The sequence below is a fragment of the Polynucleobacter sp. HIN7 genome (genome assembly GCF_030297595.1).
Classification (GTDB): domain Bacteria; phylum Pseudomonadota; class Gammaproteobacteria; order Burkholderiales; family Burkholderiaceae; genus Polynucleobacter.
This window is the reverse complement of record NZ_AP028138.1, coordinates 696,478-710,530: the sequence shown is the minus strand read 5'-3', so window position 1 is coordinate 710,530 and position 14,053 is coordinate 696,478. Positions and strand designations below refer to the sequence as shown.

General features: G+C 47.1%; 18 protein-coding genes. 5 read left to right on the top strand and 13 right to left on the bottom strand.

The features are described 5' to 3' along the window. The first annotated feature begins 17 nt into the window (after positions 1–17). Genes QUE64_RS03730 through QUE64_RS03720 form a run of 3 tightly spaced genes read left to right on the top strand, consistent with a single transcriptional unit; the run spans position 18 to position 2,569 of the window. Positions 18–1,211, top strand: a complete 1,194-nt coding sequence (locus QUE64_RS03730; protein WP_286225970.1) for an MFS transporter — start codon at positions 18–20, stop codon at positions 1,209–1,211. Beyond that, the gene (gene senB, locus QUE64_RS03725) at positions 1,142–2,167 is read left to right on the top strand and encodes a selenoneine biosynthesis selenosugar synthase SenB (RefSeq protein WP_286225969.1); all 1,026 of its coding nucleotides are present in this window, start codon (positions 1,142–1,144) and stop codon (positions 2,165–2,167) included. Before QUE64_RS03730 ends, senB begins: the two co-directional genes overlap by 70 nt. Before the next feature lie 30 nt (positions 2,168–2,197). After that, positions 2,198–2,569: a DUF2784 domain-containing protein gene (locus QUE64_RS03720; protein WP_286225968.1), complete on the top strand. Its 372-nt coding sequence runs from the start codon at positions 2,198–2,200 to the stop codon at positions 2,567–2,569. Between the two features lie 8 nt (positions 2,570–2,577). On the opposite strand, the gene QUE64_RS03715 is transcribed toward QUE64_RS03720, so the two are convergent. The 11 genes from QUE64_RS03715 to QUE64_RS03665 all read right to left on the bottom strand — a co-directional run bounded on the left by QUE64_RS03715 (position 2,578) and on the right by QUE64_RS03665 (position 10,598). After that, complete coding sequence (locus tag QUE64_RS03715) at positions 2,578–2,880, bottom strand: Na+/H+ antiporter subunit G (RefSeq protein WP_108508218.1); 303 nt, start codon at positions 2,878–2,880, stop codon at positions 2,578–2,580. Positions 2,881–2,894: 14 nt separating this feature from the next. Beyond that, positions 2,895–3,164: a K+/H+ antiporter subunit F gene (locus QUE64_RS03710; protein ID WP_286225967.1), complete on the bottom strand. Its 270-nt coding sequence runs from the start codon at positions 3,162–3,164 to the stop codon at positions 2,895–2,897. Then, complete coding sequence (locus QUE64_RS03705; protein WP_286225966.1) at positions 3,158–3,646, bottom strand: Na+/H+ antiporter subunit E; 489 nt, start codon at positions 3,644–3,646, stop codon at positions 3,158–3,160. Before QUE64_RS03705 ends, QUE64_RS03710 begins: the two co-directional genes overlap by 7 nt. Continuing rightward, positions 3,643–5,184, bottom strand: a complete 1,542-nt coding sequence (locus tag QUE64_RS03700) for a monovalent cation/H+ antiporter subunit D (protein ID WP_286225965.1) — start codon at positions 5,182–5,184, stop codon at positions 3,643–3,645. The genes QUE64_RS03705 and QUE64_RS03700 overlap by 4 nt, the downstream gene beginning before the upstream one ends. Then, positions 5,181–5,573, bottom strand: coding sequence for a Na+/H+ antiporter subunit C (locus QUE64_RS03695; RefSeq protein ID WP_286225964.1), 393 nt, complete (start codon positions 5,571–5,573; stop codon positions 5,181–5,183). The genes QUE64_RS03700 and QUE64_RS03695 overlap by 4 nt, the downstream gene beginning before the upstream one ends. Continuing rightward, positions 5,574–8,351: a monovalent cation/H+ antiporter subunit A gene (locus QUE64_RS03690; protein WP_286225963.1), complete on the bottom strand. Its 2,778-nt coding sequence runs from the start codon at positions 8,349–8,351 to the stop codon at positions 5,574–5,576. It abuts the gene before it with no gap. A 193-nt stretch (positions 8,352–8,544) separates the two neighbouring features. Then, the gene (locus QUE64_RS03685; RefSeq protein ID WP_286225962.1) at positions 8,545–8,937 is read right to left on the bottom strand and encodes a hypothetical protein; all 393 of its coding nucleotides are present in this window, start codon (positions 8,935–8,937) and stop codon (positions 8,545–8,547) included. After that, entirely contained in the window at positions 8,934–9,263 is a 330-nt protein-coding gene (locus QUE64_RS03680; protein WP_286224471.1) for a heavy-metal-associated domain-containing protein, read from the bottom strand. Before QUE64_RS03680 ends, QUE64_RS03685 begins: the two co-directional genes overlap by 4 nt. Positions 9,264–9,270: 7 nt before the next feature. After that, positions 9,271–9,915, bottom strand: coding sequence for a hypothetical protein (locus tag QUE64_RS03675; RefSeq protein ID WP_286224470.1), 645 nt, complete (start codon positions 9,913–9,915; stop codon positions 9,271–9,273). After that, the gene (locus QUE64_RS03670) at positions 9,912–10,193 is read right to left on the bottom strand and encodes a copper-binding protein (protein ID WP_286224469.1); all 282 of its coding nucleotides are present in this window, start codon (positions 10,191–10,193) and stop codon (positions 9,912–9,914) included. Before QUE64_RS03670 ends, QUE64_RS03675 begins: the two co-directional genes overlap by 4 nt. Before the next feature lie 54 nt (positions 10,194–10,247). After that, entirely contained in the window at positions 10,248–10,598 is a 351-nt protein-coding gene (locus QUE64_RS03665; protein WP_286225961.1) for a hypothetical protein, read from the bottom strand. 62 nt (positions 10,599–10,660) lie between these two features. Between QUE64_RS03665 and trxC the strand changes: the two genes are divergently transcribed. Continuing rightward, positions 10,661–11,086, top strand: a complete 426-nt coding sequence (gene trxC, locus QUE64_RS03660) for a thioredoxin TrxC (protein ID WP_286225960.1) — start codon at positions 10,661–10,663, stop codon at positions 11,084–11,086. A 4-nt stretch (positions 11,087–11,090) separates the two neighbouring features. Here the strand turns inward: trxC and QUE64_RS03655 are convergent, their stop codons facing one another. Next, the gene (locus tag QUE64_RS03655) at positions 11,091–11,723 is read right to left on the bottom strand and encodes a class I SAM-dependent methyltransferase (RefSeq protein ID WP_286225959.1); all 633 of its coding nucleotides are present in this window, start codon (positions 11,721–11,723) and stop codon (positions 11,091–11,093) included. Between the two features lie 82 nt (positions 11,724–11,805). Between QUE64_RS03655 and QUE64_RS03650 the strand changes: the two genes are divergently transcribed. Continuing rightward, complete coding sequence (locus tag QUE64_RS03650) at positions 11,806–13,353, top strand: cryptochrome/photolyase family protein (RefSeq protein WP_286225958.1); 1,548 nt, start codon at positions 11,806–11,808, stop codon at positions 13,351–13,353. Here the strand turns inward: QUE64_RS03650 and QUE64_RS03645 are convergent. Then, a complete protein-coding gene (locus QUE64_RS03645) occupies positions 13,338–13,820 on the bottom strand; it encodes an MEKHLA domain-containing protein (protein ID WP_286225957.1) in 483 nt (160 codons plus the stop codon). The two genes, QUE64_RS03650 and QUE64_RS03645, sit on opposite strands and share 16 nt — an antisense overlap. Between the last annotated feature and the right edge of the window lie 233 nt (positions 13,821–14,053).

Sequence of the window (14,053 nt, the reverse complement as noted above, 5' to 3'; positions counted from 1 at the left end):
CTAATTTTTTAACTCAATTGAATATTACGAAATCGTCTCGATCGATTAGCCCCAATTTAGCCTCACTATTGATTGTGATTGCTGAGCTAATGGGAACTTCTTTGTGGTTCTCCATCAATGGAGTGGCTGATAACTTGATTGATTCATGGAATATTAATCTTGCCGGCATCGGCATACTGACCAATGCCGTGCAATTTGGTTTTGTAGCCGGTACCCTAGTATTCGCCCTCAGTGGTATCGCGGATCGGTTTAGGCCGAGCCATCTTTTTGCTGCTTGTGCCCTGCTTGGGGCATTGTTTAATACTGCATTTGCGGTATTAGCTGATAGCATTTGGATAGGTTCTGCACTGCGTTTCTTAGTTGGGATTTGTTTAGCAGGTATCTACCCTATCGGTATGAAACTGATCATGACCTGGGATCCTCAGAAGGCATCATCACGCATTGCTCAACTAGTTGGCATGCTAACGCTGGGAACGGCCATCCCGCATGCCACACGCTACTTCGGTGTGGATTGGCCTTGGCAAGAAGTGATTTTGTTCTCCTCCTTCCTAGCAGTCATTGCGATGGGGATTATTTTTTGGCTTGGCGATGGCCCTCATCTCAAATTGGGTAATTCCTCACGAGTGAAACTCAGTGGCTTTCGTCAGCTCTTTGAAATCCCCGAATACCGTCGCTCCGCCTTTGGCTATTTTGGTCATATGTGGGAGCTCTATGCCTTTTGGGCGCTGGTACCATTTCTGATTGCCAGTACGTATCCCATTCAAAATCCCCTGGATTTATCTGGGTTGGCATTTTCGGTAATCGGGGTTGGGGCACTTGGCTGTTTCATTGGAGGGCAGCTTAGCAAATCGATGGGCGGTATAAAGGTTGCCTCAACTGCCCTGGCACTGTCCGGTCTATGTTGTCTGTTGTATCCATGGATCACTGGGCTACCGTTATGGCTACAAATTCTGTTTTGGCTTATTTGGGGGATGAGTGTCGTCGCTGACTCGCCACAGTTCTCTGCCCTATCAGCTCAAGCATGTCCTCCTGAAATCGTCGGCACTGCGCTGACGATTCAAAATGCGATTGGTTTCACCATCACGATGATCTCTATTCAAATTAGTACCCTGGTGTTACCCATCATGGATCACTACATTACATGGCTATTGCTACCGGGTCCTGTATTGGGGCTTATTTTTCTGAATCGTATTTCAAAGGGCAGCTCTTAAATATGCGTCGTATCGAAATCGTTACCCCAGCTCCACCTGGGAGCTTGCACGGTAATCGTGTGACCGCCAAACGATGGCAAGGTTTTTTAAGACAGCTTGGCTACCGCGTCCCTATTACTGAATCTTGGTCTGGAAAAGATACCGACCTCTTGATTGCCTTACATGCCTACCGAAGTCATACATCAATTGATGCGTTTAAGCTCGCATACCCTAATCGTCCTTTAATTCTGATTCTGACAGGCACCGATCTGTACCGGGATATGGCAAACCACCCTGAGGTTCATGAATCCATGGCATTAGCAGATGGATTGGTGGTTTTACAAACAGAGGCATTACGAATCATCCCCGCAAAATGGCGTCATAAAGCAACAGTCATTCATCAGTCGGCGCCGCAGATACCTAAGCAGCAGAAGCCCAATGATGAATTCAGTGTGAGTGTGATTGGGCATCTTCGCCCTGAGAAAGATCCCTTTTGCATCGTACGTGCGCTACCCTACTTACATAGTGATAGTCAAATTACCATTCAACACTTAGGGATGGCCATGAGTGGGGAGATGGAAAAAATCGCATTGCAAGCTACCAAACAACATGATCGCTATACCTGGCAAGGCATGGTGAGTCATCAGACAACACTAAGAACCCTGGCGCGCAGTCACGTCATTGTTATCTCCAGTCGCATGGAGGGTGGTGCTCATGTAGTTTCTGAGGCAATTGCAGCAGGTGTTCCAATACTTGCCTCCAAGATAGCAGGCAATTGCGGGCTGCTTGGGAAAGATTATTTAGGATATTTTCCGGTTGGCAATGAAAAAGCCCTAGCCAGACTTCTGCTTCGCGCAGAAACAGATCAATTGTTCTACAAGAAACTTCGAGAGCAAGTTAAACAGCTACGAAAATTGATACAGCCAAGTCAAGAAAAGTCTGCAATTCAAAAGCTAATCTCTAAGTTAATCTATTAAAAACGATTGAACAAGTAAGCATTTTTATTGATGACATCGCTTGCAGATATTGTTTTAGTTCTTCACTTTTTCATAGCCATCTTTATTACCCTGGGCTTGCTGCTCATTCCCTTTGGATTCATTTATTCCTGGTCATGGATTCGTAATCGTCGGTTTCGGCAGATTCATGCAGGTCTCATGCTCTTTGTTGCGATTGAGGCAGTGTTTGCCATCACCTGCCCTTTAACCGTTTTGGAAGCCTGGCTTCGAGAAACAAACGCCCCAGAGTCTTTCTGGGCTTACCAACTTAATCAACTGCTCTACTGGGATTTACCGCCCGCATTCTTTTTGGGACTCTACCTACTCTGTAGTATCTGGGTGATCTATCTGTGGCGACGGATTCCGCCACGGTCTACCAATTAATTCGATTATTAATCTGGTAGCTTTGCTTTCGAGTAGAGACGCAGGCGTAATGCAGCCTGTGCCAGGAGATGAGCGCTTACAGGGGCAGTCAGAAATACAAACAGGGTGATGATCAACTCGTGAATAAGCAGACCGTCTTTTAGGGCATAGGCCATGGATGCAAGCAGAACTCCACCCACCCCAAGGGTTGATGCTTTAGTGGGTGCATGCAAGCGCATAAAGAAATCGGGCAAACGCAACAATCCCAAGGAGCCAACAAAAATAAAGAAGGCACCGATAAGCAATAAGACCGAAGTAATTAGTTCAAGCATGGTATGCACCCCGATTAGTCCATCACATCGCCACGGGCTAGATAGCGCGATAGCGCAACCGTACCCACAAAACCCATTAAGGCAATTAATAATGCGGCTTCAAAATAAATAGGGCTATCGTCATAAATACCCAGAACGATTAAAAGCGCTACAGCCGAGACATACAAGGTATCGAGTGCCAAAATACGATCCGGTGCATCCGGCCCCTTAATCAGACGATACACCGTAATGCCCATCGATAGAGCAATGACAACCAAGGTAATTTTGATGGAAAGATCTAGCATCCAAAAATCTCCATAAGAGGTTTTTCGTATCGATTCTGAATATCGGCAATCAGTGCACTTGGGTCTGCACAGTCAAGAGCATGAATAATTAAGACATGATTGTCATCCGTGAGCTCAGCGGATACCGTACCCGGGGTCATAGTAATAATGCTTGCCAGCAGTGAAATCGACATAGGCTGGGTCAGTGCAATTGGCATTTCTACAAAGAGCGGTCTGAGTTTTTTAGGGGATCCCAATATGAGCCGCGCCACCACCACATTTGCCACCACAATATCGTAGGTCACCACAAAAAGAAGACGTAACGCTGCCAAAGGATTTTTAATGGGGGGCAGCCCCGCTAGAAATGACCTGCATAAGTAAGGAATAGCCCACGCCAAGATAGCCGCCAACACAATATGCGCTAACGAGAGATCAGCAGATAAAAGTAGCCATGTAATAAAAAGCAGAATCGATAGAACTGGGTGGGGTAACCAACGCTTCATGGTCTTGACTCCCGTGGTAACGCTCGAGGTGCGCGATCGGCAGTTTGGCCAATTACTGCTTCAATGTAGGTTTGAGGCGCCTTCATTTGCGCAGCTGTTTGATCGGTTATTTGCTTTAAGGGAGCCGCATAAACCACCATCAATAAACTTGCGCCGAGCAAGAAAAGAATCGGCAACCACTGGCCAAAACCTGGAGAACGTGCGTCAGCGGCATATTCGTGGGATGTTTTCCAGAACAAGGTGCTACCGGCCCGAGATAAACCAATTAAGCCAATAAAACTTGCTAACAAGATGATTGTCCAGATCATCGGCATGTGTGTATTCAGTGTTGCGCTTTGCAAAATCATTAGCTTTGCTAAGAAGCCAGATGACAGGGGTAGACCAATTGCAATTGCGCCAGCAATCAGCACAGCAATTCCCAAGGCAACTCCCTGCTTCATGAGTGGTCCTGTTTGAAGTTTTTCCTCAATAGATCCCCTCGCCTGTCCGATCATCTCTGCTAGCAAAAAGAGTGTCGCTGAAATTAAGGTGCTGTGGACCATATAAAACAAGGCCCCTGAGAATGATGCTTGATTACCAATTGAATAGGCCATCAAGATCATGCCAACGGATGCCACTGTTAAATAAGCAATCAGCTCCAAAAGACGCTTTGCAGCTAGTGCGCCCAATCCCCCAAGAATCAGGGTCAACATGGCCACAGGCATCAGCCAAGGGCTAGTAATATCAGCAGTCACACCCTCCGACCCGCTAAAGATCAAACTATTGAAGCGGAAAATGGCATAGATACCAATCTTCGTCATGATGGCAAATAAGGCGGCTACCGGTGCTGATGCACTTGAGTACGCATTGGGAAGCCAGAAATACAAAGGAAATAACGCTGCTTTAATTCCGAAGACAGCGATTAGCAATAAACTAGCTGAACGAATCAAGGCGATGTCGTCCGCGGATGAGCTAGCAATCCGCTCTGCCAACTGAGCCATATTTAAGGTGCCAGTCAGGCCATACAGAATGCTGACACCAATTAAGAATAAGGCCGAACCTGTCAGGTTAATCACAACATAGTGAACTGCTGCACGCAAACGGCGCTCACCAAATCCATAAACCAACAAGCAATAGGAGGCGATTAATAAGACTTCAAAGAAAACGAATAGGTTAAATAAGTCGCCGGTTAAGAACGCCCCATTGATACCCATCAATTGAAACTGAAACAAGGCATGAAAGTACTTACCACGCTGGTCCCAGCCCTGCATCGCATAAAACAGTGCAGCAATTGCCACAATCGAGGTCAGCAATACCATTAATCCTGATAAACGATCCAGAACTAGCACGATGCCAAATGGTGCAGCCCAATCACCTAATACATACGTCTGAATTACCCCGCTATTGGCATCCTGAAATAATTGAATTCCGATGAGGAGCAATAATGCACTAGCAATGAAGCTAATCACGCGACTGATTGAGAGTTGGCGCCCCATTAGAAGTAACAGCGCCGCTGTGAGCGCAGGCAAGACAATCGGCAGCACAAGGAGGTGGCTCATGATTCCGACTCTTCCTTATGCTTGGCGCTTGGCTCTTGATTTGACTCTGAGTTTGAGCCTTTACCCGGCTCCTCACCATCCACGTGATCGGATTTAGTGTCGTTCCGAGCCCGTAAGGCTAGTTCCACAATAAAACCAGTCATTCCAAAACCAATGACAATGGCCGTTAATACAAGTGCCTGAGGAATCGGATCGGCATAAGACGATACTGCTTGATCAATCACAGGAGGCTTACCACTGGTGAGACGACCCATCGCAAAAATAAAGAGATTGATGGCATAACCGAGCAGAGACAAGCCAAGCACTACGGAGAAGGTTCGTCCTCGCAGCATCAGGTATACCGCGCAAGCAGTCACAATGCCTAAGGCGGATGCAAGTAGCAGTTCCATCTAGGCAACCCCTTTTAATTTGGAATCCCGTTGGCTTGCACCTGAGAGCGCAGAGATAGTTAGCAAGGTTGCCCCAACGACGGTGAGATAGACCCCCAGGTCAAAAGCTGCCGCACTCGCAAGTGGAATCTTTCCAATGAGGGGCAAGACCGGGTAACCGTAGGTGCTCGTCAAGAATCCTGCCCCAAAGATAAAGCTTCCGAGTCCAGTGATTCCGGCAATCAGCACACCACTACCAATCAGCTTGGGGAAATCCATTTTGAGCTTGGCGGATGTTGCAACTAGTCCACCGGCCATGTACTGCATCACTAAAGCAACCGATGTAATCAATCCCGCAATGAATCCTCCACCTGGCAGATTATGGCCACGCAAGAAGATATAAACACTAACCAGTACCGCAAAGGGTAAGAGAGTTCGGGCTGCAACCGAGAGCATCACGGAATTTAATGAACCCGGTAACAGTTGACGCTCGATTTTTAATCCATCCATCAAACTCAAGGCACCAATTGCCGCAATCCCAAGAACGATGATCTCGCCAAAGGTATCAAAGCCTCGGAAGTCGACCAGGATTACGTTCACCACGTTGCTACCACCGCCCAATGGCACACTTTGTGCCAAGTAATACCAGGCAATTGATTCATGGGGTCGAGTTAATACTGCCCACAGTAAAGCGGATACACCAGCACCCGCCAGAATCGATAAAACGATGTCACGCGTCCTGCGGCTTGAGCTAGACTCCTTGGGACCATTTCGTGGAATCAAGGCTAAGGCCATTAGCATGAGCGCGGTGCTTACCACTTCCACCGATAACTGCGTTAGGGCTAAATCCGGTGCCGAGAAATACGCAAAGGTCAGCGCGGTTGCCAAACCCACCACCCCAACTAGGATCACTGCCGTTAAGCGGTGACGATGAACCACGGCAGTTGCAATCGCAGCCAAGACGGCAATGGCCCAAATCACAATAGCCACTGGATTAGCTGGGGTCAGAGAAGCGCCACCAGTGGTGTAACCGTAATGCATGAATGGCCACAATCCAATTAGGAGAACCGCAGCAATCAAGACTGCAAGGTAACGTTGCAAAGAGCCGTTCTGAATGGTCCGAGTGATCCAACGAGCAGCTCCCAATAAGGACTCAATAAAGTGCACAAAAATCCGTGTACCGTTTAACTCTTTGGGGGCATGCAAGTGCAAATTAAAGCGATTCTGTAATAACCAGAACATCACCACCCCACCCAATAGAGCGATGATGCTCATCATGAGCGGCGTATTAAATCCATGCCAAATCGCAATCGTATAGGGAGGAATCGGGCCACCAAACACGTCGTAAGCAGCCAGAAATACAAGGGGTGCTACAGTGATAGCGGGAAGAACGCCAACCGCAATACAAATCACCACTAGTAACTCAACAGGGATCTTCATGAAACGTGGCGGCTCATGGGGCGTATGAGGCAAATCCTTGGCTGTGCCATTAAAGAACACGTTGTGCACAAAGCGTGCGGAGTAGGCAACGCTGCACATCCCACCGAAGGTCACAACGATTGGTGCAATCACTCCAAACCAACCAAGATGCGAGAGGGTTAAGGACTCTGTGAAGAACATCTCTTTGGATAAGAATCCATTAAATAACGGGATACCCGCCATGGAGGCCGCAGCCACCATCGCCAGTGTTGCGGTGTAAGGCATGAACTTATAGAGTCCACGCAAACGGCGCATATCGCGCGTTCCGCACTCGTGATCAATGATCCCCGCCACCATGAATAGCGACGCCTTGAAGGTCGCATGGTTGATGATATGAAAGACCGCTGCCGCAGCTGAGAGCGGCGAACTTAAGCCAATTAAAAAGATAATGAGCCCAAGATGACTAATCGTGGAATATGCCAAGAGCCCTTTTAAATCATGCTTGAAGATAGCCACATAGGCAGCAAATGCCATCGTGGTTAAGCCAATCACAGAAACAATGATCTCAAAATCGTAGGAACCACCCAGGGCTGGGTATAAACGGGCCAGCATGAAGACCCCTGCCTTCACCATCGTAGCCGAGTGCAGATAAGCCGAGACAGGGGTTGGGGCTGCCATGGCCTGCGGTAACCAGAAGTGGAATGGAAATTGCGCTGATTTTGTAAATACACCCAACAAAATTAAGATCAAGATCGGTAGATAGAGAGGGCTCGATTGAATGGTCTCGCGAGCGGCAAAGATCCCGGATAGCTCATAGGTACCAGCTACATGTCCAAGTAACAAGAAACCGGCAAGCATTGCTAAGCCTCCACCGCCGGTTACTGTTAAAGCCATGCGAGCCCCACGTCGAGACTCGGACTTAAAGTTCCAATACCCAATCAATAAGAACGATGAAATACTAGTGAGCTCCCAAAAGACAATCGTGAGCAAAATGTTCTCGGTGAGAACAATCCCCAACATCGCTGCCATAAAGAGCATGAGGTAGGCATAAAACTTACCAATCGGATCGGTATCGGATAAATAATATTTGGCATACAAAATAATTAGTAGGCCAATACACAGAATCAGAAGAGCAAATAAGTAGGCAAGTCCATCGAGACGAAAGGCAAAATCAATACCAAGCTCTGGAAGCCAAGAATACTTGGCAATGATCTTTTCACCAGCAAAGATACGACTGCTATAACTAAGCAGCAGTGTAAGACTAGTCGCTGTCACCCCCGCCACGGCCCAAGCAGAGGCCACTCGACTAAAGCGAGCAGCCAATAGCGCCAAGGTTGTTCCAACAAGCAGTGGCAATAAAATAATCGTCAATAAGGTCATAAAGCAAATGTCACTGTTGGGGTGATCAAAGCACGCATCACAAGCCGGCAATCAATGCCTGACCTACGATAAAACCATCCTGGATGATAACAAAGATCAGGCCTTACAAAGACCGAATCCTTGTAGGTCTTTCTTACGATTCAGTAGTCTTTCTCAAAAATTGACCCAAATCAATCAAATGAATTGGGTCAATCTATCCGAACAAGGGTTGGATGAATGCAAACCAAGCCCCAACCAATAACAGAATTACGCTAAACCAGTAAATCCGCAAAGAATTTTTTCGGGTTTTCAGGCAAGCGTTACGGAGTACCGGGTCGATGGGACAAGGTGCATTACGATTCCGCCATTGCAGAATTCCACCGAGGACCATTAACAAAGTGCTGATCGCAAAGATAGCTTCTTTATGTTCACTAATCCATACGATTTGAGGAAAAACAGCAACCAATGAGGCCAGCGCAGCCCCAGCACCCAAACTAACCAGTAGCGCAGGAATCGCGCAGCAGATGAGCGTGCTGGAGCTTGCCAGTAAAGTAATGACCGAGCTAATAAATCCCGATTTTGATTCCTGTAAACCATCGGTGCTCATTTCTTCTCTTTCTGCTGAGCTCTAAATTGCGCAACGGTCTGCGGAATGGTCTCAATCTTCACCACATCGTAGCCCGCATCTTTAATCTCGGCAGAAATTTCTTTCTCATTGAGTGTTTTTCCTTCTTTGGGCTCAATGACGACGACCTTATTCTTGAGGTCTACAAACACTGCCTTAGTTTCACCCATCTTCGAAATGCTCTTCTCAATTCCTTGGGCGCAGAAGGAGCACACCATACCGTTCACCGTCACCTTCATACTGGCATGTGCTACAGACCCCAAACCCATGAGTGCAATAAATAGAATGGAATAAATTGATTTCATCATGATTCTCCTAATAGTTGTACATAAAGTTAAAGCGCCACTGTCCTGATAAATTGGCACCTGCTTCTACGAAATAACGGTTATGAATCACTCGTAACATCGGGGTGAATTCATACTGCTTTGAGACAAAGGTCATTCGCCGTGCTTCAATGATTAACCACGGCTGAGCTTCGTCATAATCAACTTCATAGAATGACGCGCCCAATCGTGCAACCGTGATATTGCTAGTTGCCCCCTCCGCGGCATACACTCGGGCCGAAGCCATGGAATAAAACCGGGTGGTTTCATAATCGACCTGAATACCTGGGGAAGCCATGGCCTTTGTGCCCACAAAGGTATTGCCTGTTGTAGCACCCAACCCGCCAATAAACCAAATATTGGCTTGTGCTTCGGGCATATTCCAGCGCGCTAGCTTACGGGTATAGACTGCCTCAGCATTTTGCTGTTTAGATACAGAGTTATCGGTCTGCATCGCGCTGGTTGAAAACCCAAATGCATCGTTCGCTGTAGCTGCATAGTTCACAGCAAACTCTTGGTAGGTCTTCGAGAAGTCCCCCATGATCATCCAGCTGTTCTTAAACCCCATAGGGGCAGCACTTACCTGACTAGCCAACACAGATATCCCAAGCAATAGGAGTTGGGAGAGTCGATTCATTTGAGCTTCTCCAACGCGGTGACATCTAGACTACCGCCGGCTTCCCTAAACTGAAATTGCACACGATCTCCTGGCCGATATGAATCCAGCGCAACATCTTTGGCCACATCAAAGCGCATCGTCATGGCCGGCATTTTGATGCTGGGAATGGGCTCATGCTTAAGAACGATCCGCTGCTTTGCGGTATCCACACGAACGACTTCTGCCCTAACCCACTCTGAGGCTGCAGCAGCCGATAAGGAAAAGATGCTAACGATTAGTAATAAAAGGTATTTCATTTAACTCTCCAAAGTAAAAGGTGCCCAAAATTTAGGCGGACTTATCCTAGGGAGTTAAAGAATCGGGGGCTTATTTCCTAAAACCAGATCTTCACTACTAAATCTTTGAAGATCGGTAAATAAACTTTGCGTTGGTGATTCAAAGCGCAAAATAGGATTAGTGATCAGGGTGGCACCGAAAGCCATACATAAACTGCAAGCATAACAACTAGTCTGCTTACTTTCAGTGCCCTGATCATCAGAATTTATTGCCGCCTCTTGATGGCAAGGATGATGGGCGTCTTGGGCGGAGATCGATGCACTGCCAAACTTTAAAGCCTCTTTTTGCAGACTCATATCCACCACTGCCCAAGATTGAATGGGCAGAATGGCGACCAAAAGAGTCAATAGGAGTTGCTTTACCATAGAATAATCCTAGCACTCTTTAGAAAAATTTGCCGATTCTTTCTGGTTGGGGAGCAAACTAAATGCTGATTCAATGCCCGTCGTGTAACAAATTAAACCGCTTATCCCCTGAAAAAGTGGCTAGCAAGCCGATTTGCGGTAGCTGCCAGCATGACCTCCTCTCTGCACCGATCGAGGCGAATACAGGTGACTTTGGGGAGCTAATTCAACAAACTCAGATACCCGTTATCGTCGATTTCTGGGCGCCATGGTGTGGGCCTTGCAAAATGTTTGCGCCCACCTTCAATCAGCTTGCTAAGCAATATACCAATCGGGTTTTATTTGTGAAACTCAATACCGAGGAGGAACAAGGTATTGCTGCTCAGTTTGGGATCCGATCTATCCCCACCCTCGCATTCTTTAAGGGCGGAAAAGAAACCAATCGAGTCAGTGGCGCACTGGGGTCCGGTGACCTGGATCGCTATATCCAACAGCAGTTATCTATCTGAGACCTTAGAGTTTGCGAGCAACCACACCCATGAGAGCAGACATTCCATGATGCCCATCACCCTCATGGATTTCTGCTTCATATTCTTGCCAATCGGAGATTTCCATTCCTCTTAAGAGGTCCTGAATTAATTCAGTGGTGTAGAGATGATCGATGCTTGGTGGGCCACCGGTCTTGTAATCCAATTGCTTCGGCGTATAGCCCTGGAGGATTAAATATCCGCCGGGTTTTAAGGAATCGCGTATTTGGGCAAATAGATCAATGCGCATATTGGGGGTTGCAAACTGAATAAAAATGGCTGCGATCAGATCGTAGTGATTGGGTTTCCAAACCCAAGAATGGGTACTGGCAACACTGAAGGTAACCGATACCTGCTCTTCTTTTGCTAACTGCTTTGCCTTTTCTACGGCTACTGGCGATATATCAAAGGCCTCGACAGCCATCCCCTGCTTTGCTAGCCACACACTATTGCGCCCCTCACCGTCAGCGACACAGAGGGCGTTGGCGCCGGGCCTCATATACTTTGCTACTTCATTCTTTAAATAGGCATTTGGCTCTTTACCAAAGACATACTCCGCCTCTGAAAAACGCTTATCCCAGAATTGGGCTGCATCTTTACTGAAATCAATACTTGTCATCGCATTAACAATAAGTTATCAATCTTTCAAGGATAATTGATCTCATGATCAATTGCGTCCCAATATCTGTGGTTTACAGTCCATGCGTAACCTAATCCTCGTTCTCGGCGACCAACTCAACCAGGATGCGAGCGCGTTTGATGGATTTGATCCTAAGCAAGATGCAGTCTGGATGGCAGAAGTGGATGAAGAATCCACCCACATTTGGTCCTCAAAGCAGCGGATTGCTTTGTTTATTAGTGCGATGCGACATTTTGCGCATTCACTGCGCAAGGCAAAGATTAGCCTGCATTACAGCAAACTCGATGATCCTGGTAATACCCAAACACTTGAGGGTGAGCTTGCAAGAACCATTTCTTTGTGCAATCCAAGCAGACTCATTATGACTGCCCCGGGGGATTGGCGTGTTCTCGAGAAAATCAAACAGCTGTCATTACAAACTGGCATTCAACTAGAAATTCGTGAGGATCGGTATTTTTTCGCAACCGTAAAGGAGTTTTTTGAACATGCCAAAGGCCGCAAGCAACTGCGGTTGGAGTATTGGTATCGCGAGCTTCGCAAAAAGCATAGCGTGCTGATGAATGGCGATGCGCCTGTTGGGGGGGAATGGAACTTTGATTCCGAGAATCGCTCCTCCTTTGGCAAGGATGGCCCCCCACCCATCCCACCGCCATTACGCTTGAAGCCCGATAGCATTACCCAAGAGGTTATCCAACTGGTCGAGAGTCGCTTTATATCTCATCCGGGTTCGGTTGCGGCAAGCACCTCCGGCTTTGGCTGGCCAATCGATCGGCAAGAAGCCCTCCAGGCGCTAAATGACTTTATTCTTAATCGCCTTCCCCAATTTGGTGTGTATCAAGACGCGATGTGGACCGATGAGCCATGGTTATTTCATTCGCATATTGCAAGCGCTCTGAATCTTAAGTTGCTATCGGCTCAAGAGGTGGTGATGGCCGCAGAGAAAGCCTATCGTCAGGGTCGTGCACCGATTGCAGCAGTGGAGGGCTTTATTCGTCAAATCTTAGGCTGGCGCGAATATGTTCGCGGCATCTATTGGATGAATATGCCAAAGTATCTTGAACTCAATGCATTGAAAGCGAATCAAGCCCTACCAGCATTCTTCTGGGACGGTAACACCCCAATGCAGTGTTTATCGCAAACCATTACTCAGAGTTTACGCACCGGCTATGCGCACCATATTCAACGCTTAATGGTCACCGGTCTCTACGCCCTACTTCTTGGGGTCAAACCAAAGGAAATTCATGCGTGGTATTTGAGTATGTATGTGGATGCCGTTGAGTGGGTTGAACTTCCTAATGTAATTGGCATGAGCCAATTTGCGGATGGAGGTTTAATGGCAAGCAAGCCCTATATCGCAACCGGCAAATACATTGATCGCATGAGCAACTATTGCAAGCACTGTGTCTTTAAGCCTGATCAATCCACTGGTCCTGATGCCTGTCCATTTACCACGCTGTATTGGGATTTTCTGATTCGCCACGAGAGCGCCATGAGTAAGAATCCACGCATGCTGATGCAGGTGCGCAATCTTGGGCGCATGAGCGATCAAGCCAAGCAGGCAATTCAAGATAAAGCCGCAGAACTTCGCGATCCTCAGGCTGGTAAATAATCCCAGCAATCAAATCGGGCAGCTTGACCCACCCTTACTCCATTTGGATTGATTAAGTTCCAGACAGTGGCATTACGAATCCAAAACCGTTTGCCAGTTTTGGATATCCGAATTCCGGAATAATCATCGATAAAGCCAAACTGTTGCACGCGCTGCAGCAAGGCTTGGCGCTCATCTTGCAAAACAGGTTCTGCTGATTGTCGCGATGGAATTGAGGTGATTTCAGCCCAATTCATTTCAAATGCATTCTGGGCCATGCGATTAGCGTAACCAAAGATTGGATCAGCCTGCGTATCGTGTGCTACCACTGCAAAAGGAGCTTCATAGAGCATTTGTGCCGTGTTTATTAAGCTGACAGATTCAAAACAAGGCTTACCTAGAAAATGCTGATAGCTATCCAATATCAACCGAGCCTCGATGGGCAAAAATTGATTATCCGGATCTGGTTCAATGCGTGAGAACAGCATGCCGGTCGCTATCGACCAAGCAGTGAAATAATTTTGTAGCGGCCGTCACTACTCATCACTTTTAAAGTGTATTCCTCAATGAAAACCGCATCACTTAGTTTTGGAAAGTAAAACTCAAAAGACTTCCCTTTTGGTTCGTCTGCAACGTAGACCAATTCTTTGACAGGATCGATTTTTATTATTCGGTACATAAATGCTAGGTCATACAAAAAACTTGCAATACTAGAATTCAA

What these genes read in the sequence shown, in the direction of transcription:
- QUE64_RS03680 (WP_286224471.1), bottom strand. Translation starts at nt 9,263, where the DNA reads ATGATGAAATCAATTTATTCCATTCTATTTATTGCACTCATGGGTTTG.
- senB (WP_286225969.1), top strand. Translation starts at nt 1,142, where the DNA reads ATGGCTATTGCTACCGGGTCCTGTATTGGGGCTTATTTTTCTGAATCG.
- QUE64_RS03700 (WP_286225965.1), bottom strand. Translation starts at nt 5,184, where the DNA reads ATGAGCCACCTCCTTGTGCTGCCGATTGTCTTGCCTGCGCTCACAGCG.
- QUE64_RS03685 (WP_286225962.1), bottom strand. Translation starts at nt 8,937, where the DNA reads ATGAGCACCGATGGTTTACAGGAATCAAAATCGGGATTTATTAGCTCG.
- QUE64_RS03655 (WP_286225959.1), bottom strand. Translation starts at nt 11,723, where the DNA reads ATGACAAGTATTGATTTCAGTAAAGATGCAGCCCAATTCTGGGATAAG.
- QUE64_RS03670 (WP_286224469.1), bottom strand. Translation starts at nt 10,193, where the DNA reads ATGAAATACCTTTTATTACTAATCGTTAGCATCTTTTCCTTATCGGCT.
- QUE64_RS03715 (WP_108508218.1), bottom strand. Translation starts at nt 2,880, where the DNA reads ATGCTTGAACTAATTACTTCGGTCTTATTGCTTATCGGTGCCTTCTTT.
- QUE64_RS03705 (WP_286225966.1), bottom strand. Translation starts at nt 3,646, where the DNA reads ATGAAGCGTTGGTTACCCCACCCAGTTCTATCGATTCTGCTTTTTATT.
- QUE64_RS03645 (WP_286225957.1), bottom strand. Translation starts at nt 13,820, where the DNA reads ATGCTGTTCTCACGCATTGAACCAGATCCGGATAATCAATTTTTGCCC.
- QUE64_RS03665 (WP_286225961.1), bottom strand. Translation starts at nt 10,598, where the DNA reads ATGGTAAAGCAACTCCTATTGACTCTTTTGGTCGCCATTCTGCCCATT.
- QUE64_RS03675 (WP_286224470.1), bottom strand. Translation starts at nt 9,915, where the DNA reads ATGAATCGACTCTCCCAACTCCTATTGCTTGGGATATCTGTGTTGGCT.
- QUE64_RS03710 (WP_286225967.1), bottom strand. Translation starts at nt 3,164, where the DNA reads ATGCTAGATCTTTCCATCAAAATTACCTTGGTTGTCATTGCTCTATCG.
- QUE64_RS03690 (WP_286225963.1), bottom strand. Translation starts at nt 8,351, where the DNA reads ATGACCTTATTGACGATTATTTTATTGCCACTGCTTGTTGGAACAACC.
- QUE64_RS03695 (WP_286225964.1), bottom strand. Translation starts at nt 5,573, where the DNA reads ATGGAACTGCTACTTGCATCCGCCTTAGGCATTGTGACTGCTTGCGCG.
- QUE64_RS03720 (WP_286225968.1), top strand. Translation starts at nt 2,198, where the DNA reads ATGACATCGCTTGCAGATATTGTTTTAGTTCTTCACTTTTTCATAGCC.
- QUE64_RS03650 (WP_286225958.1), top strand. Translation starts at nt 11,806, where the DNA reads ATGCGTAACCTAATCCTCGTTCTCGGCGACCAACTCAACCAGGATGCG.
- trxC (WP_286225960.1), top strand. Translation starts at nt 10,661, where the DNA reads ATGCTGATTCAATGCCCGTCGTGTAACAAATTAAACCGCTTATCCCCT.